Source organism: Rhizorhabdus sp. GW822-FHT03C02 (assembly GCF_058801765.1).
In genome coordinates this window covers 199315-213278 of sequence record NZ_JBXANN010000008.1, presented here as the reverse complement: position 1 = coordinate 213278, position 13964 = coordinate 199315, and the positions used below count along the sequence as shown (strand labels likewise).

The 13964-nt window shown below is 63.8% G+C and carries 13 protein-coding genes and 1 riboswitch; of the genes, 7 read left to right on the top strand and 6 right to left on the bottom strand.

The genetic code is table 11. The annotated features are described in order from the left end of the window. Window positions 1–15 precede the first annotated feature (15 nt). A riboswitch (FMN riboswitch) is annotated at window positions 16–156 on the top strand. Between the two features lie 72 nt (window positions 157–228). Both AC1RM6_RS20025 and AC1RM6_RS20020 read left to right on the top strand, forming a co-directional pair. Then, window positions 229–696 carry a 6,7-dimethyl-8-ribityllumazine synthase gene (locus AC1RM6_RS20025; RefSeq protein ID WP_493104457.1) on the top strand — a complete coding sequence of 156 codons (468 nt, stop codon included), beginning with the start codon at window positions 229–231 and terminating at the stop codon, window positions 694–696. 27 nt (window positions 697–723) lie between these two features. After that, the gene (locus tag AC1RM6_RS20020; protein ID WP_493104455.1) at window positions 724–1038 is read left to right on the top strand and encodes a hypothetical protein; all 315 of its coding nucleotides are present in this window, start codon (window positions 724–726) and stop codon (window positions 1036–1038) included. A gap of 16 nt (window positions 1039–1054) precedes the next feature. On the opposite strand, the gene AC1RM6_RS20015 is transcribed toward AC1RM6_RS20020, so the two are convergent. Then, window positions 1055–1429, bottom strand: coding sequence for a hypothetical protein (locus tag AC1RM6_RS20015; RefSeq protein ID WP_493104453.1), 375 nt, complete (start codon window positions 1427–1429; stop codon window positions 1055–1057). Between the two features lie 405 nt (window positions 1430–1834). Here AC1RM6_RS20015 and AC1RM6_RS20010 point away from each other — a divergent pair, with 405 nt between their 5' ends. Continuing rightward, complete coding sequence (locus AC1RM6_RS20010; RefSeq protein ID WP_493104452.1) at window positions 1835–2584, top strand: class I SAM-dependent methyltransferase; 750 nt, start codon at window positions 1835–1837, stop codon at window positions 2582–2584. Window positions 2585–2822: 238 nt separating this feature from the next. Beyond that, window positions 2823–3665 (top strand): hypothetical protein, encoded by an 843-nt coding sequence (locus tag AC1RM6_RS20005; RefSeq protein ID WP_493104450.1) that lies wholly within the window; start codon window positions 2823–2825, stop codon window positions 3663–3665. On the opposite strand, the gene AC1RM6_RS20000 is transcribed toward AC1RM6_RS20005, so the two are convergent. Together AC1RM6_RS20000 and AC1RM6_RS19995 are read right to left on the bottom strand one after the other, a co-directional pair. After that, window positions 3624–4043, bottom strand: coding sequence for a very short patch repair endonuclease (locus tag AC1RM6_RS20000; RefSeq protein WP_493104448.1), 420 nt, complete (start codon window positions 4041–4043; stop codon window positions 3624–3626). The genes AC1RM6_RS20005 and AC1RM6_RS20000 overlap by 42 nt on opposite strands. Beyond that, window positions 4040–5209 (bottom strand): DNA cytosine methyltransferase, encoded by a 1170-nt coding sequence (locus AC1RM6_RS19995; protein ID WP_493104446.1) that lies wholly within the window; start codon window positions 5207–5209, stop codon window positions 4040–4042. Before AC1RM6_RS19995 ends, AC1RM6_RS20000 begins: the two co-directional genes overlap by 4 nt. A gap of 68 nt (window positions 5210–5277) precedes the next feature. Here AC1RM6_RS19995 and AC1RM6_RS19990 point away from each other — a divergent pair, with 68 nt between their 5' ends. The 3 genes from AC1RM6_RS19990 to AC1RM6_RS19980 are packed head-to-tail and all read left to right on the top strand — an operon-like array spanning window position 5278 to window position 7476. After that, entirely contained in the window at window positions 5278–5796 is a 519-nt protein-coding gene (locus tag AC1RM6_RS19990; RefSeq protein ID WP_493104444.1) for a hypothetical protein, read from the top strand. A gap of 55 nt (window positions 5797–5851) precedes the next feature. Next, on the top strand, window positions 5852–6664 hold the full coding sequence (locus AC1RM6_RS19985; protein ID WP_493104443.1) for a hypothetical protein: 813 nt from the start codon (window positions 5852–5854) through the stop codon (window positions 6662–6664). After that, window positions 6664–7476: a pentapeptide repeat-containing protein gene (locus tag AC1RM6_RS19980; RefSeq protein ID WP_493104441.1), complete on the top strand. Its 813-nt coding sequence runs from the start codon at window positions 6664–6666 to the stop codon at window positions 7474–7476. The genes AC1RM6_RS19985 and AC1RM6_RS19980 overlap by 1 nt, the downstream gene beginning before the upstream one ends. A 77-nt stretch (window positions 7477–7553) precedes the next feature. Here AC1RM6_RS19980 and AC1RM6_RS19975 read toward each other — a convergent pair whose 3' ends face one another. From AC1RM6_RS19975 to lldD, 3 genes are all read right to left on the bottom strand, one after another. Then, window positions 7554–9143: a rhamnogalacturonidase gene (locus AC1RM6_RS19975; RefSeq protein WP_493104439.1), complete on the bottom strand. Its 1590-nt coding sequence runs from the start codon at window positions 9141–9143 to the stop codon at window positions 7554–7556. A 217-nt stretch (window positions 9144–9360) separates the two neighbouring features. Beyond that, window positions 9361–12450, bottom strand: a complete 3090-nt coding sequence (locus AC1RM6_RS19970) for a TonB-dependent receptor domain-containing protein (protein WP_493104437.1) — start codon at window positions 12448–12450, stop codon at window positions 9361–9363. A gap of 352 nt (window positions 12451–12802) precedes the next feature. Next, entirely contained in the window at window positions 12803–13951 is a 1149-nt protein-coding gene (gene lldD / locus AC1RM6_RS19965; protein ID WP_493104435.1) for an FMN-dependent L-lactate dehydrogenase LldD, read from the bottom strand. Between the last annotated feature and the right edge of the window lie 13 nt (window positions 13952–13964).

The window sequence follows — 13964 nt, the reverse complement described above, 5'->3', positions numbered from 1 at the left end:
CTTTTGCTAGCTGGCCGCTGTTCTCGGGGCGGGGTGCAACTCCCCACCGGCGGTATGCAGCTTGCTGCGAGCCCGCGAGCGCCTTCGGTCGAAGGGTCAGCAGATCAGGTGCGATGCCTGAGCCGACGGTCATAGTCCGGACAGGAGAGAACGTGCTTCGGCCCATGCGCACCGCATGGTGTCGCCGCGCGCGCTCGCCCTCCTGGACGTGGATCGAAGGAGGCATGGATGGAGCGTTTCGCCTTTATCAAGGCAAATTGGCACAGCGAGATCGTCGAGCGCGCGCTCGAGGGGTTCTGCCGGATCATTCCCGCGGACCAGGTCGACGTCTTCGACGCGCCGGGCGCCTTCGAAATGCCGCTGCTCGCGCGCGACATCGCGATGACCGGCCGCTACGCCGCGGTCGCGGCCGCGGCGCTGGTCGTCGACGGCGGCATCTACCGGCATGATTTCGTCGCCCAGGCGGTGGTCGACGGGCTGATGCGCGCCGGGCTCGATTCGGGGGTGCCGGTGCTGTCGGTGTCGCTGACCCCGCATCATTATCAGGAAACCGACCATCACCGCGCGATCTACCGCGAGCATTTCGTCGCCAAGGGCGAAGAGGCCGCGCGCGCCGCGCTGGCGATCGGCCAGACCCGCGCGAAGCTGTTCGGCGATGGCCCGCATGCTGGACGCCGACCGCAGATCGCCGCATAGTCCCCGACGGGTCGGGGGGTAAGCGCGATGCGTATGATATTGGCGGCTTTGGCGTTGATGGCGCCTGCGGTGGCGGACGCCGAAATGGTCAAGGCGGTCGTCGTCTACGACAAGGGCTGCGAATCCCGCCTGATCATCAAGACCGCCTCGGGCTATGCGCTCGCCGAACGCTATGCCGGCGAGCCGCCGGCGGCGGGCGACGTGCTGGTCGGCGCCTTCGACGGCTATGGCAAGGCCGAGGGCTATAATCTCAAGGCCGACCGGCCGACGACGCTCTATATCGAGGATTATATGCTGTCGCAGTCGCGCGTGGTCGAACAGCTCGCGCGCAAATGCCGCTGACGCTGACCGCCTGACCTCAGGCCGCCAGCGCCACCGCCGAGCCCAGCCAGGCCAGCGCGGCGCTCTCGGACGCGAATGTCTCGCCGCCATCGATGATGTTCGGGCGCAGTTGCCCGTCGGCGGCGCCGTCATGGGCGATGATCGCGAACCGGTCGGCGGGCAGCCGCCCCTGGCCCAGGCTCGCGCGGATCGCGGCCACGATTTCGGGCGGCAGTGCCTGACCCGAGCGATCGTCCCACACCAGCCGCAACGGGCCGTCGACCCGCGCCGCCCGGACGATCGCCGCGACGTCGCGCGCCATCGGCGCCAGCTCGCGGGCGTGGAAATGGCTCGCGAGCCGGCAGGTGACGATCCCGGCCGGACGATCGAAGATGAGTTTATAGCCGGCCATGCGGATCGTCCTTTCGCGCGATATCCGCCGGCGATCGTCGTGTCGCCGGCCCGGTCGGCGATAGCGCCAAGGGGTTGATATTTGGTTCGCGGCGCGCCCAATCCTTCGCCCATTGCCGCCACTTTTCCCCACCGCGGCGCCAACACTGCCACCCTGGCCCCAACACCCGCCACCCCGGCCCCAACACCCGCCACCCCGGCCCTAACACCCGTCATCCCGGCCCCCAGCACCCGTCATCCCGGCGGAGGCCGGGATCTCAGTCGTGTGCCGCTCCGCTGCCGCCCATCGCGACCCCATCGGGGCGCCCCGTCCGCGGAAAGCGCCTCGCCCACCCCCGATCCCGATTGACCCGGCGCCCGCACGGCGCGACATGCCGGGGGCAGCAGTGACGGGATCGATTGACGGATGACCACGCGCAACTGGTTCGAAGCGGGCGGCGAAGCCTATGCCCGCTATCGCCCCGATTATCCCCAGGCGCTCGCCGCCTGGCTCGCCGGGATCGCCCCGGCCCGGCGGATGGCGATCGACGTCGGCTGCGGCAACGGCCAGTTCACCCGCCAGCTCGCCGAGGAATTCGCCGCGGTGGTCGGCATCGATCCCAGCCGCGAGCAGATCGAGCATGCCGTGCGCGACGACCGCATCCGCTATCTGAGCGCCCCCGCCGAGGCGCTGGGCCTGACCGACACCTGCGCCGATCTCATCACCGCCGCCCAGGCCGCCCACTGGTTCGATCTGCCGCTCTTCTATGCGGAGGTCCGCCGCATCGCCGCTCCCGGCGCGGTGATCGCGCTCGTCAGCTATGGCGTGCCGGTGTTCGACCCCGACATCGAGGAGCGCTTCCGCCGCTTCTACTGGGAGGAGATCGGCGACTATTGGCCCCCCGAACGCCGCCTCGTCGAAAATGGCTATGCCGGCATCGACTTCCCCTTCGCCGAAATCGCCTGGCCGCCGATGACGATCGACCGCGACTGGGACCTCGCCGCCTTCCTCGGCTACCTCTCGACCTGGTCCGCGCTGCGCCGCATCGACGAGGCGGGGCAGATGGATGTGGTCGATGCGTTCGTCGCCGACATCGAGCGGCTCTGGGGCGATCCGGCCCGGATGCGGCCGGTGCGCTGGCCAGTGAATATGCGGGTGGGACGGGTGGAGGGGTGATGAGCTACGCTCTCACCACCTGAACCTACGCGCTTTGGGATGGACGGGCCGAACGCTGGCCTGAACTCATTTGGCTTCCATGGGCCGGAGCGGTCACCCTCGCTCGGCCGCTCCGCCGAGATTCACGACCGTTACCATTGACTTGATCGAACTTATGTCTTCACACCTCGCACCGGAGTCTGGGAAGAACGGTGCCAGGTGGTCGTCGTGAAAGGCTCCCGGGGGCCTTGGAGCGAGAATGTACGGACCGGAAATTCTCGTTCGAACCCTGTCCTCGACCAGGCGGAAGGACAAGGCCGGCAATCTCTGGCAATATCATTCGCGCAGCGATCACCACTCGAAGGTCGCCTGTTGGGGCGTCGTCTTCGATCTGTTGGCGAACACGCCCCTCCTGCGTCGTCACGTCGAGGCCGGCGTCGTCCGTTTCGGGATCAATCACGAGATGCGCGATTTCGTGCATGATCGTAAGAAGAATCTCGATCTCGTCCTCTGTACGTCGACTGGTGCGGCGACCGGTGGCACGCTGTCGAGCATTGCCGCGGGCTATGGCATCGATCTGACCGACGCCGAACGCGTGCTGCTCGACGGATTGCCGCCGCTCGTTCGTGCGCCGGTCGGTTCGGTGCTGATGGCGCTGGAGGCGAAGGCCTGCATGACCGCGCATCAGCGGGCGCTGCCGCGCCTGTACGACGAATTGAACTCCTCGCATCTCACCGTCCATGGCGCGAGCGACGAGGCGATCGCCGTCGGCTTCACCATGGTGAACCTCGCCGATCATTATCTCAGTCCCGATCTCAACAAGAAGAACCGTGCCACCGATCCCGAATGGAGCCGGCACAACCAGCCGCGCGACGCGCAACTCGCCATGGACAAGATCAAGCAGTTGCCGCGTCGGGCGAAGGTCGGTGACGTCGGCTATGACGCGCTGTCGATCGTCGCCATCGACATGCCCAACGACGGTACGCCGGTGACCTTGGTCGAGGGGCCGCCCGCGCCGCAGAAGGGCGACATCTATCATTACGACACGATGATCGCCCGCCTATCCGCCATTTACGCGACGCGCTTCAAGGATCTTGCCTAGTCGCTCGGCGATCCGGTCCCGGTCGCATTCCCAGATCACCGCCACCCTGTAACCCATCGCTCTGAGCCTATTTATGGCGGCGGCGTCGCGGTGGCGATTGGCGCGAAACTTCTCCATCCAGAACCCGGAATTGGTTTTGGGGATGGTCGCCTTTCGGCAGCCCGTGTGATGATGCCAGAAACAGCCGTTGACGAAGATCGCCCAGCGCCGCGATCGGTTGGCGAAATCGGGACTTCCGGGTAGCGCTTTCACATTCTTGCGATAATGCTGGCCCAGGTCGCGCAATACCGCTCCGACCAGGGTTTCGATCTTCGTTCCCTTCTGGCGAATTCCGGCCATGCGCGCCGAAGTCGCCGGATCGGTGGGAACCGCCTTCATTCCGCGGCGACGGCAAATTCCATCAGGGGCGCATCGGCGGACGTCATGCGATCCAGATGTCCGCGCAGGCGATCCTGGAAGCCGTCGGGGAAGCGCAGCACCGCGCGCTCGGTCCGCGAGAGGAACCCCCGCGTCGCCCGCACCGACAGCGGCTTGCCTTCATGGCGCAGAAACTGCGTCAGTGCGGGACGGTCCTTCCAGGCGGGATAGGCATTGATCGAAACCGCGTGTCGATGATCGCCGTCGAACCGTGCCGCCTTCGGCCAACGTCCGTTGGCGGGCAGGGCGGTATCGCGGGACGTCTCGAACGTGCCCGGTTCGGCCAGCCGGCCACCCAGCCACTCGGCGACCGGAACCGAGACGGCATTGCCGACCAGTGACCAGCGCAGCGAGGCGCGACCGACACCTTCCGCCGGCTTGGTCCAATCCTCGGGAAAACCCTGAAAGCGTTCGGCGTCGCGAATGTCGGGCGTGATCGTGGTGCCCGACGGCAGGAGGATGGCGGGGGGCGATGCGATGCCGACCGTGGAGCCGTTCTTGAGGGTGGGGATCGCGTCCGGCGCCCAGCCCAGGCCCCGGACGCCCTCGGTCCAATAGAAGCCGTGGGCGCGCGCATCGAGGTCGGTGGTCGCCAATTGCGGTTCGGCTTCGTCGGCGAAGACCACCGATGCCGGATCCACGTCGGTCGTGGTGGCGACGAAGAACACCCGCTCACGCCGCTGCGGCAGAAACGACAGGCTGTTCACGACGCGATAGGCCCAGCGATACCCGCGCTCCTCGAACGCCTCGATGAGGAGGCGCATGGCGCGCCCCTTGTCGAGCTGGAGCATGAACGACACGTTCTCCAGCACCACCCAGGGCACGCGACGATCGTCGAGCAGCCGAAACACCTCGCCGACCAGCCCGGACTTCGCGCCGCCGATCCCCGCCGTCAGCCCGGCCTGGCTGAGATCCTGGCATGGGAATCCACCGACCAGCAGCTCCACCTCGGACGGCAGCGACGTCAGGTCTCGGACGTCGCCGGCACAGGGCACGTCGGGCATGTTCGCGGCTAGGACGGCGCGAGCGGGATTCCAGAACTCGCAGAGCAGGCTCGTCTCGTGACCCGACGCCGCGAGCCCTCTCTCGAGCCCGCCGATGCCCGCGAAAAGTCCCGCAACCTTCACCCGTCGTCCTCCATGCCATCCGCATCGGCGACCCTAGCCTCAAATCGTCGACCGGAAAAGTTCTGATTTTGTTCCGCGCGTCCGAACGCCGCCTCGTCGAAAATGGCTATGCCGGCATCGACCTCCCCCTCGCCGAGATCGCTTGGCCGCCGCTGACGATCGACCGCGACTGGGACCTCGCCGCCTTCCTCGGCTACCTCTCCACCTGGTCCGCGCTGCGCCGCATCGACGAAGCCGGCCACATGGCCATGGTCGACGCTTTCGTCGCCGACATCGAACGGCTCTGGGGTGATCCGGCGCGAATGCGTCCGGTGGGTGTGCGGGTGGGGCTGGTTGAGGGCCGAAAGGCCGACCTATGCGGAGCGCTTAGTGTCCATATTTTCTGCGCCATGCTGAATCGGTCGGTCAGGATCGATCACACGGCTTGCGAGAATAGATGCGTGGTGTGCTGTGCTTTCGGTTCGATCAGGCGTTGTATCGGTCAGAACCCTAGGGACGCAGCTGCCCATTCGGAGCAGCGGGATTCTCCTAATGCGGCTATAATTTGCAGCGGTCGCGAATTGGAAGGGTGTAGAGTTAGCGGTTAAACACGACTTGCGAAACAGCTAGGTGCCATGCGAAACTTTATCGATTGGAGGTCGCATGGCAAATCAGAATCGCAAGAGAGTGCTTGCTCAAGTTCTCGCTATCGATGCATGGCATAAGCCCTTTCGGACTGACGGTAGTACCTCTTCGGTTCATGTTGAACTGAGTTTTCACGAAGGCCGGATAGGCGGAGATGATCCTGATGTGCCTTTTACCTTTAGAGTAAAACTCAAGCGTGCTCTCCTAACTATTTTTCTCGAAGAGCCGTTGCAGCTTGATCGAGAGTCCGTAGCAAGGACGATTCCTGCGGATATTGCTGAACACAAGCGAGTTGTAACTCTTAATGAACAAGCTAAGCGCAATGTTGATCTTAAGGGGGCGATAAGTCCGGCTTCAATGCATCTTGCTGCGAATGGCGCGTTTTCTGCGGAAAATGGCATAAGTCGTGAGGATGAGCTCAGGATTATTCAGCAGTTTCCAAGAATAATTGCAACGCCAAAGCCTCGTGGTGCTAGTGAGTACGCTTGGGAGCTTACCCCGTCATTCGACGAAACGTTGGATGGGGAGCCGTGGAATCCAGTTTCAGAGCCAAGGTTATCTGTAAAATCGCTAATATCAAAAAGCACCATAGATCCATCAATTAAAGTCGTTCTATCATGTAAATTTGAGGACATTTTTATTGATGATCTGATTCCAAAAAATGAAGGTGTGATTGCAAAGGCGAAGAATGTTTTATTTCCAAGCTTAAATGCTGCGGCTGCAAAGCAGCAACTTAAGCATACTTTGAGAGATGCTCAGCTTGAGTTTGGTGAGCTTGATGACAAGTTCTCGGAAATGACTATTGCAGATATATTGGCTGCGGAACAATGATGTCTAGAAATTTGTCATATAAATCGGTAATTGATATTCTTACTTTGGAATCCAATTCTCTTGTTGAGATGGCAAAGTTATCTGGGAGGGATCCTTTTACTTTTTTTCATGGTGCTGATTTGCGAGAGCTTGATTTGAGTAATCAAGATTTATCGGGTCTCAATTTTGAAGGAGCTGACATTAGATTTAGCTCATTCGTAGGTGCGGTGTATGATGATGGCGCCTTTAATGGGAGTTTCATTGATCCTAATCAAAAATATCTGGTGGATCCCTATGAGTTCTATTTTAGGGATCTATTGTCTCATCCAATTGAAAGTGTATTGGTTTTTGCCAAAATAAGAGTTGGTTTGATTGATAATATCAGGGATATAATAGGAATTTCATATAAAGAACTTAGCAGTAATGCGAACGTTAGCGCCAATGCGCTTCGTAAATCGCGAACGGGTGGAGTTTTGGCATGGGAGACTGCTGCTAATATTCTTAGCTATGTTAATGATATAGCAGATGAGCTGGCTCAAGCCGGTCATATGAAGGCGAGATCGTGGTTGCGGCAGCCTTGTGTTGAGATTCTTTCTGGGGGCAATAACGGATTATTTAATCATTTAACCAGATCTCGTCTAGAAGATGTGGTGAGAATGGAAAAATTTGTAACGGAATGGAGATTGAAAAGAAATAAAGATCAAAAAATTTGGCGATCGACGCCAGAATATTTAGATCTGATATATTCGTTTTATGCAAAGGGAGTTGAGCATAGATATGTAATAGAGCCCCCTTCTCAGGAGGGGGTGCTGAGTATGATTGACCCGGATTAATGCTATAAAGTTATAAATATAAATCAGGTTTATTTTTAAATTATTTCGTAATTGCTACGTGAACGAGTTGAATGGCCCTAAACTCGCTCCTCCTTGGCCACCTCAAACCCCACATCCCGCACCCTCACACTCCCGAAGCTCCGGAAATCCCCCACCCGGCTCAGCACAAACGCATCGCGCCCTGCCGGCACCCGCAGCCGGAAGAAGTCCGCGCCCGCCACATCCTGCAGCCAGAAGGCCGGCCGCGCGTCCGCGGCCTCGGTCGCCACCTCGACATGGCTCATCTCGACATTGCGCGCGTCGCGGATGAAGAAGCCGGTCGCGGGGAGGTCGCCGAACATCGTCGGCTCGGGATAGCCCAGTTCCTGCAGCGGCGGCTGGATCGCCGCCATCTCGGCCGGGGCGCCGCCGCGCTGGTGGAGATAGACGTCGCTGATCTTGACGTCCTCGACCGGATGGCCGGGCAGGCCGGCGATGATCGAGGGGAGCTGGACCGCGTTGTAGCTCGACACATTGCTGATCAGGATGCGCTTCAATGTGCCGATCGGCCGCCCCGCGGGGCCGCGCATCCGCCGGCCCAGCCGCAGGAAGAAGGGCGAGTTGAACGATCCGCGCATCGTCACATTGCTGATCGTGACGTCCTCGAGGGTGCCGCCGTCGACCGTCTCGAGCGCGAGCCCGCAACTGTCGTCGAACACGCAGTTGGTGACGGTGATGTTGCGGAAGCCGCCATTGGATTCGGTGCCGAACTTGATCCGGCCATGGACATGCGGCGCGAACGACGCCGGCATCTTGCGCCACGTCCCGTCGAGCACCGATCCGATCTCGTAATTGCCGGTGACGAAGCAGTTGGCGATCGTGACATTGTCGGTCGGCCGCGGCTCGCCCAGCGCGAAGCTGCTCTTGAGGCAGATGCCGTCGTCCCACGGCGAATTGACCGTGCAGTTGGTGATGCGGACATTGCGGCAGCAGTCGATGTCGAAGCCGTCGCGGGTGGTGTCGACCAGCAGATTGTCGATCGTCAGATTGTCGACCCCGGTCGCGAGCAGCGCGAACCAGCCCGCCTGCAGGATCCGGATGTCGCGCAGCAGGACGTTGCGGCAGTTCTTCAGCGCGATCGCCTTGTTGCCGGTGCCCGGGCCATTGGGGTCCTTGAGATAATTGTCCTTGCCGTCGCCGCGGCCCAGCCCCTTGCCCCAGATCAGCCCCGATCCGGTGATCGCGACATCGTGGAGCCCCTCGCCCCAGATCAGGCTGTTGCGCCAGTGATTATGGCCGAAATCCTGATAGGCCTCGATCGCCTTGTCCTGCGGCTCGGCGACGTCATAGCCCGGCCCCGACCCGGTGAACGGCGCGGCGAGGATCGTCGCACCGCTGTCGAGATGGAGGGTGATGTTGCTCTTCAGCCGGATCGTGAAGGCGGCATAGACGCCCGGCCCGAACCAGACGGTACCGCCGCCGCGCGCCGCGGCATGGTCGATCGCGCGGTTGATCGCCGGGCTGTCGATCGCGACGCCGTCACCCTTCGCGCCGAAATGGCGGACGTCGACCCAGGGGCCCGGCGGCCCGGCGGGGGCGGGGGGCGCCGCTCCGGCCTGGCCGGCTCCCGCCAGCGCGACGAGGCCCGCCGAGCCTCCCATGACCAGCGACCGGCGATCGAGCGTCATGCGTGTCTCCTTATAAGGTTCGATCCTCCCTGCGCGCAGCGCGGGGAGGGGGGCGTAGCGTGTCGCCATGCTGGGGGCATGGCGAAAACGCGGAGCCGTAGGATGGTGGAGGGGGCATGCAGAAGGTCAAGGCGCACGATGGCCTGACGGTCGGAAAACCCCTCCACCGCTACGCGGTCCCCCTCCCCAGCTTTGCTGGGGAGGATCTAAGACCGTCTTAGAACTTCACCGTCGCGCCGAGGAAAAACTCCGTCCCCAGCACGTCATAGGTCGCCGAGAAGGTGTTCGCATTCGGCCCCTGCGTCGTCACCGGCGGTTTGTTGTTCAGCACATTGTTGGCGCCGCCGAAGATCTGCGCGCTCTTGGTGACGTCATAGCTGAACGACAGGTCGAAATAATGCTGCGCGGACAGCACCGGATAGGCGAAGCTCGACAGCGCCGGCGCGGTCGCCGATCCCGATCGCTTGGGCAGGATATAGCGGTCGGTGGTGACCTTGCCGATATAGCGGTGGCGCAGGCTCAGGCTCAGATCCTCGATGTTCCAGGTTACCCGGCTGGTCCCGCGCCAGCGCGGCAGCGGCTGGCCGCAGGTCGGCCCGAACGATCCCGCGCAATAATTCTTGATGTTCGGGAAGGCCGCGACCGGGGTCGAGGTGAACTCGTCGAGCCAGGTGAAGCTGGTGCTCAGGTCGACGGTGCTGCGTTCGCCGATCCCGGGCAGGCCGAAACCGAGCTCGAAGCGATAGCGCGCGGCGATGTCGATACCCGATGTCTTGAGCTTGCCGGTGTTGGCGTTGCGGATCTGCGCGACGAACGGGTCGTTGATCTCGCCGGTATTGGGGTTGCGGACGATCGCGCGGCAGAACTCGCTGTTGGCGTCCTGGATCACGTTATAGCACAGGTTCAGCGTGTTCTGCAGGCCGCCGCCGAGCGACGAGATCGCCCCGTCGAGCGAGATGTTGAAATAATCGACGCTCAGGAACAGTCGCGGCGCGAAGCTGGGGGTCAGCACCGTCCCCACAGTGAAGGTGTCCGATTTCTCGGCGCCCAGATTGGGGTTGCCGCCGAAATCGGCCGGGAAGATCGTGTTGGGCTGGACGGAGGCCGCGAACACCTGCGACGCCGGCACGCCCGTAGCGACGCACACCGCGCGCACCGCCGCGGTCTGCTGCGCGGTCGGCGCGCGGCTCGAACAGGGATCGGTCGCGACCCCGACGACACGGGTGACGCCGCCATAGAGCTCGTTGACATTGGGCGCGCGGATCGCGCGCTGATATTGGCCGCGGAAGGCGACGTCGCGGCTGACCTTCCAGTCGAGCCCGCCCAGATTGGTCCACTGGCCGCCGATCCCCGACAGGCTGTATTTGGAGTAGCGAAAGCCGCCATTGGCGACGAGGCTCTCGATGAACGGGGTGTCGTGGATCAGCGGGATCCGCAGCTCGCCGAACACCTCCTTGACGCTCACCCCGCCGCGGGTCGGCAGGCCGGGGTTGAAGCCGGCGACGTCGCCCGACGACAGGAAGCTGTCGGGGGTGAAGACCGCGCTGGTCTTGCGCCATTCGACGCCCAACGAGAAGCCGACCGGCCCGGCCGGCAGCTTGAACAGATTGCCGGTCAGGCTGCCCTGCGCGACCTGCTGGGTGGCGATGGTGTTGTTGGTCGCGCTGATCGAGATCGCCGACGCGCAGGCGGCCGAGATATTCTGGCCGAAGATGTTGCACACCGGGGCCGCGCCGCCCACCGACAGCAAGCTGGCCTGGAGCCTGCTGCGCGAGATCGCGTTCTTCAGCGGCAGCGTGTCCTCGGACCGGGCATAGGTGTAATAAGCGTCATATTTGATGTCGGTCAGATAGTCGTCCGACGCGCTGCCCAGGTCGCCGCGCAGCCCCCAGGCGCCCCGGAACACGTTGCGCCGCTCGCTCGCCAGCCGTGCGCCGACCTCGACATAACGGCGGCCGGCGGTCAGCACCGCCAGCCCGTCGCCGGGGGTGGTGGTGCGGGTCGCGGTGCCGCTGGTGACGGTGGTGGTGCCGGTCTCGGCCAGGTCGAGCTGGCGGAACACCTCGCGCAGTTGCGGGGTCAGATAGGGATTGTTGACGTTGAACAGGGTCGGCGATCCGACATTGGTCGGTGCCAGCCGCGCGTTGACGACGTTGTTGCTGTAATGCAGCTCCATATAGCCGGTGATCGCGTCGCTGAAATCATAATGGCTGAAGCTGTTGATCATCCAGCGCTTCTGCGGCTGGATCAGATAATTGTCGGGCCCCAGGTTGAAATCGTCCTGCGGGGTGATCTGCGGTCGCGCCGCGCTGCCGGTGTCGTTGAAGGTGAAGCCGCGCGAGGTCAGCCCGCCCAGGCCCGCCGCGGCATAGGCGGCGTTGAGCGCGGCGTTCGATCCGCCGGCGGCGGGGATGCCCGAGAAGCGGCCATTGGGGATGTCGCCGCTGCCGCCGGCGACGAAGCCGAGCTCGCCGCCGGCGCCGGTGCAGGTCTGCCCGGCGGGAATGGCGAGCGGGGTGCCGGCGCGGCTGGCGCTGCCGCTGCCGGCGACGACGCAGCCGTCCGACAGCGAGTCATAGGCGAAGTCACCGCGCTGGCCGCGGGTGATCGGCTTACGCTTCAGATAATTGCCCGACACCACGACGTTGCCGCGGCCTTCGGAAAAATTGCCGCCGACGGTGAGGTCGGCATTATAGACCGGGGTGCCGGTCGGCCGGTCGATATTGACCTGGGCGCGCGCCTCGACCCCTTCGAAATCCTCGCGCATGATGAAGTTGATGACCCCGGTGATCGCGTCGGACCCATAGACCGCCGACGACCCGCCGGTCACGATCTCGGTGCGCGCGATCAGCGTCGACGGGATGGTGTTGAGGTCGGTGACCTGCTCGGGGCCGAAGATCGCGAAGCGGCGGCCGTTGACCAGCACCAGGTTGCGGGTCGATCCGAAGCCGCGCAGGTTGACGTCGGCATAGCCGCCCGGAACCGTGTTCGACGTCGCGCTGCCCAGCTGCGATCCGATCGCCTGCGGGATCTGCGCCAGCGTCTTCTCGACATTGACGTTGCCCGAAAGCTTGACCTCCTCGGCATTGACCACCGCGACCGGGGTCGACGCCTCGAAGCCGTTGCGGGCGATGCGCGAACCGGTGACGATGATGTCCTGGGTGGTGTCGGCCGCGACCTCGGTCGCAGGCGGTGTCGTGGTGGCTGGCGCGGTCGTCTGCGCGCCGAGCGGCGCGGTCAGGCACATGGCCGAAAGCGTGGTCCCGCACAGAAAATGCGCGCGCCGACCGATAGTCGAAGTCTTCATGGCAATCCTCCCCGTTGTCGCCGATCGCCCGATCGGCTCGTCCGTTCTCCGAAACTGGGCAGGTTGACCCCCGCCCTGATCTTGGCACCGCTTTGGTAGCGGTAACATTTTTACGCGTTAAGTTTCAAATTGTGGGATGAGTGTTTACCAAATGAGACGATCCGTCAATCCCAAATATGAGAGCGCTAACGGGGCGGGTTTTTCCTGTCGCCTCACACGTCATCCCGGCGGAGGCCGGGATCTCAGGAGGCTAGGGCGCTCTCTATCCGCACGAGATTCCGGGCGATGCCTGTCCTCGGACGGGAGAAGCCCGATCCGGGGGCCGGAATGACGAGGAGGGTAGGGCACTCCCTCATCGCCCCACCAAAATTCCCCTGTCGATCGCCCCGATCGAGGTCGTGCCCGTGAGCGCCATCGCCACCCGCATTTCGGCCTCGACCAGGCTCAGCATCCGCCGCACCCCGGCCTCGCCGTCGGCCGCCAGCGCGAACGCCCAGGCGCGCCCGAGCAGCACCCCCTTCGCGCCGAGCGCCAGCATCCGCACGACGTCGAGTCCGGTGCGCACCCCGCCATCGGCGAGCACCGTCATCCGGTCGCCGACCGCTTCGGCGATCGCCGGCAGCGCGGCGGCGGTCGATGGCACCCCATCGAGCTGGCGCCCGCCATGGTTCGACACGATCAGCCCGTCGGCGCCGACCGCGGCGGCCTCGCGCGCATCCTCGGCGTCGAGGATGCCCTTGATGATCAGCGGCCCGTCCCACACCGATCGGATGAAGTCGATGTCGCGCCAGCTCACCGCGGGATCGAAATTGTTGCGCATCCACGCGAAGAAATCGTCGAGCCCGGTGTTGCCGGCGAGCACCGGCGCGACATTGCCGAGATGGTGCGGCCGGCCATGGACGCCGACATGCCACGCCCAGTGCGGGCGGCGCATCGCCTGGAAGGTCCGGCGCAGCGATCCCGCCCAGCCCGAACTGCCGGCCAGGCCCGAACGATAGTCGCGGTAGCGCGATCCCGGCACCGGCATGTCGACGGTGAACACCAGCGCCGAGCATTGCGCCGCCTTCGCGATCTCGAGCAGCTCGCGCATGAAGCCGCGGTCGCGGATCATGTAGAGCTGGAACCAGAAGGGGCGGTCGGTGCCGCGGCGGACCTCGTCGATCGGGCAGGCCGACACCGTCGACAGGCAGAAGGGGATGCCCGCGGCCGCGGCGGCGCGCGCCGCCTGGACCTCGCCGCGCCTTGCGTTGAGCCCGGCCAGGCCGATCGGCGCGAGCATCACCGGCATCGCCATGTCCTGCCCGAACAGCCGCGCCGACAGGTCGATCTGCGACACGTCGCGCAGCACCCGCTGGCGCAGCGCGATCGCCTGGAGATCGGCGACGTTCCGGGCGAGGGTGGTCTCGCTGTACGAACCGCCGTCGATATATTCGAACAGGAAATGCGGCAGCCGGCGGCGGGCGCGCTCGCGATAATCGAGGGTGGAGGCGACGATGTCCATGACTTACCGGTCC

Bases quoted from the DNA above. Each gene is read 5' to 3' on its own strand.
- AC1RM6_RS20025 (WP_493104457.1), top strand. From the start codon at position 229: ATGGAGCGTTTCGCCTTTATCAAGGCAAATTGGCACAGCGAGATCGTC.
- AC1RM6_RS20020 (WP_493104455.1), top strand. From the start codon at position 724: ATGCGTATGATATTGGCGGCTTTGGCGTTGATGGCGCCTGCGGTGGCG.
- AC1RM6_RS20015 (WP_493104453.1), bottom strand. From the start codon at position 1,429: ATGGCCGGCTATAAACTCATCTTCGATCGTCCGGCCGGGATCGTCACC.
- AC1RM6_RS20010 (WP_493104452.1), top strand. From the start codon at position 1,835: ATGACCACGCGCAACTGGTTCGAAGCGGGCGGCGAAGCCTATGCCCGC.
- AC1RM6_RS20005 (WP_493104450.1), top strand. From the start codon at position 2,823: ATGTACGGACCGGAAATTCTCGTTCGAACCCTGTCCTCGACCAGGCGG.
- AC1RM6_RS20000 (WP_493104448.1), bottom strand. From the start codon at position 4,043: ATGAAGGCGGTTCCCACCGATCCGGCGACTTCGGCGCGCATGGCCGGA.
- AC1RM6_RS19985 (WP_493104443.1), top strand. From the start codon at position 5,852: ATGGCAAATCAGAATCGCAAGAGAGTGCTTGCTCAAGTTCTCGCTATC.
- AC1RM6_RS19980 (WP_493104441.1), top strand. From the start codon at position 6,664: ATGTCTAGAAATTTGTCATATAAATCGGTAATTGATATTCTTACTTTG.
- AC1RM6_RS19975 (WP_493104439.1), bottom strand. From the start codon at position 9,143: ATGACGCTCGATCGCCGGTCGCTGGTCATGGGAGGCTCGGCGGGCCTC.
- AC1RM6_RS19970 (WP_493104437.1), bottom strand. From the start codon at position 12,450: ATGAAGACTTCGACTATCGGTCGGCGCGCGCATTTTCTGTGCGGGACC.
- lldD (WP_493104435.1), bottom strand. From the start codon at position 13,951: ATGGACATCGTCGCCTCCACCCTCGATTATCGCGAGCGCGCCCGCCGC.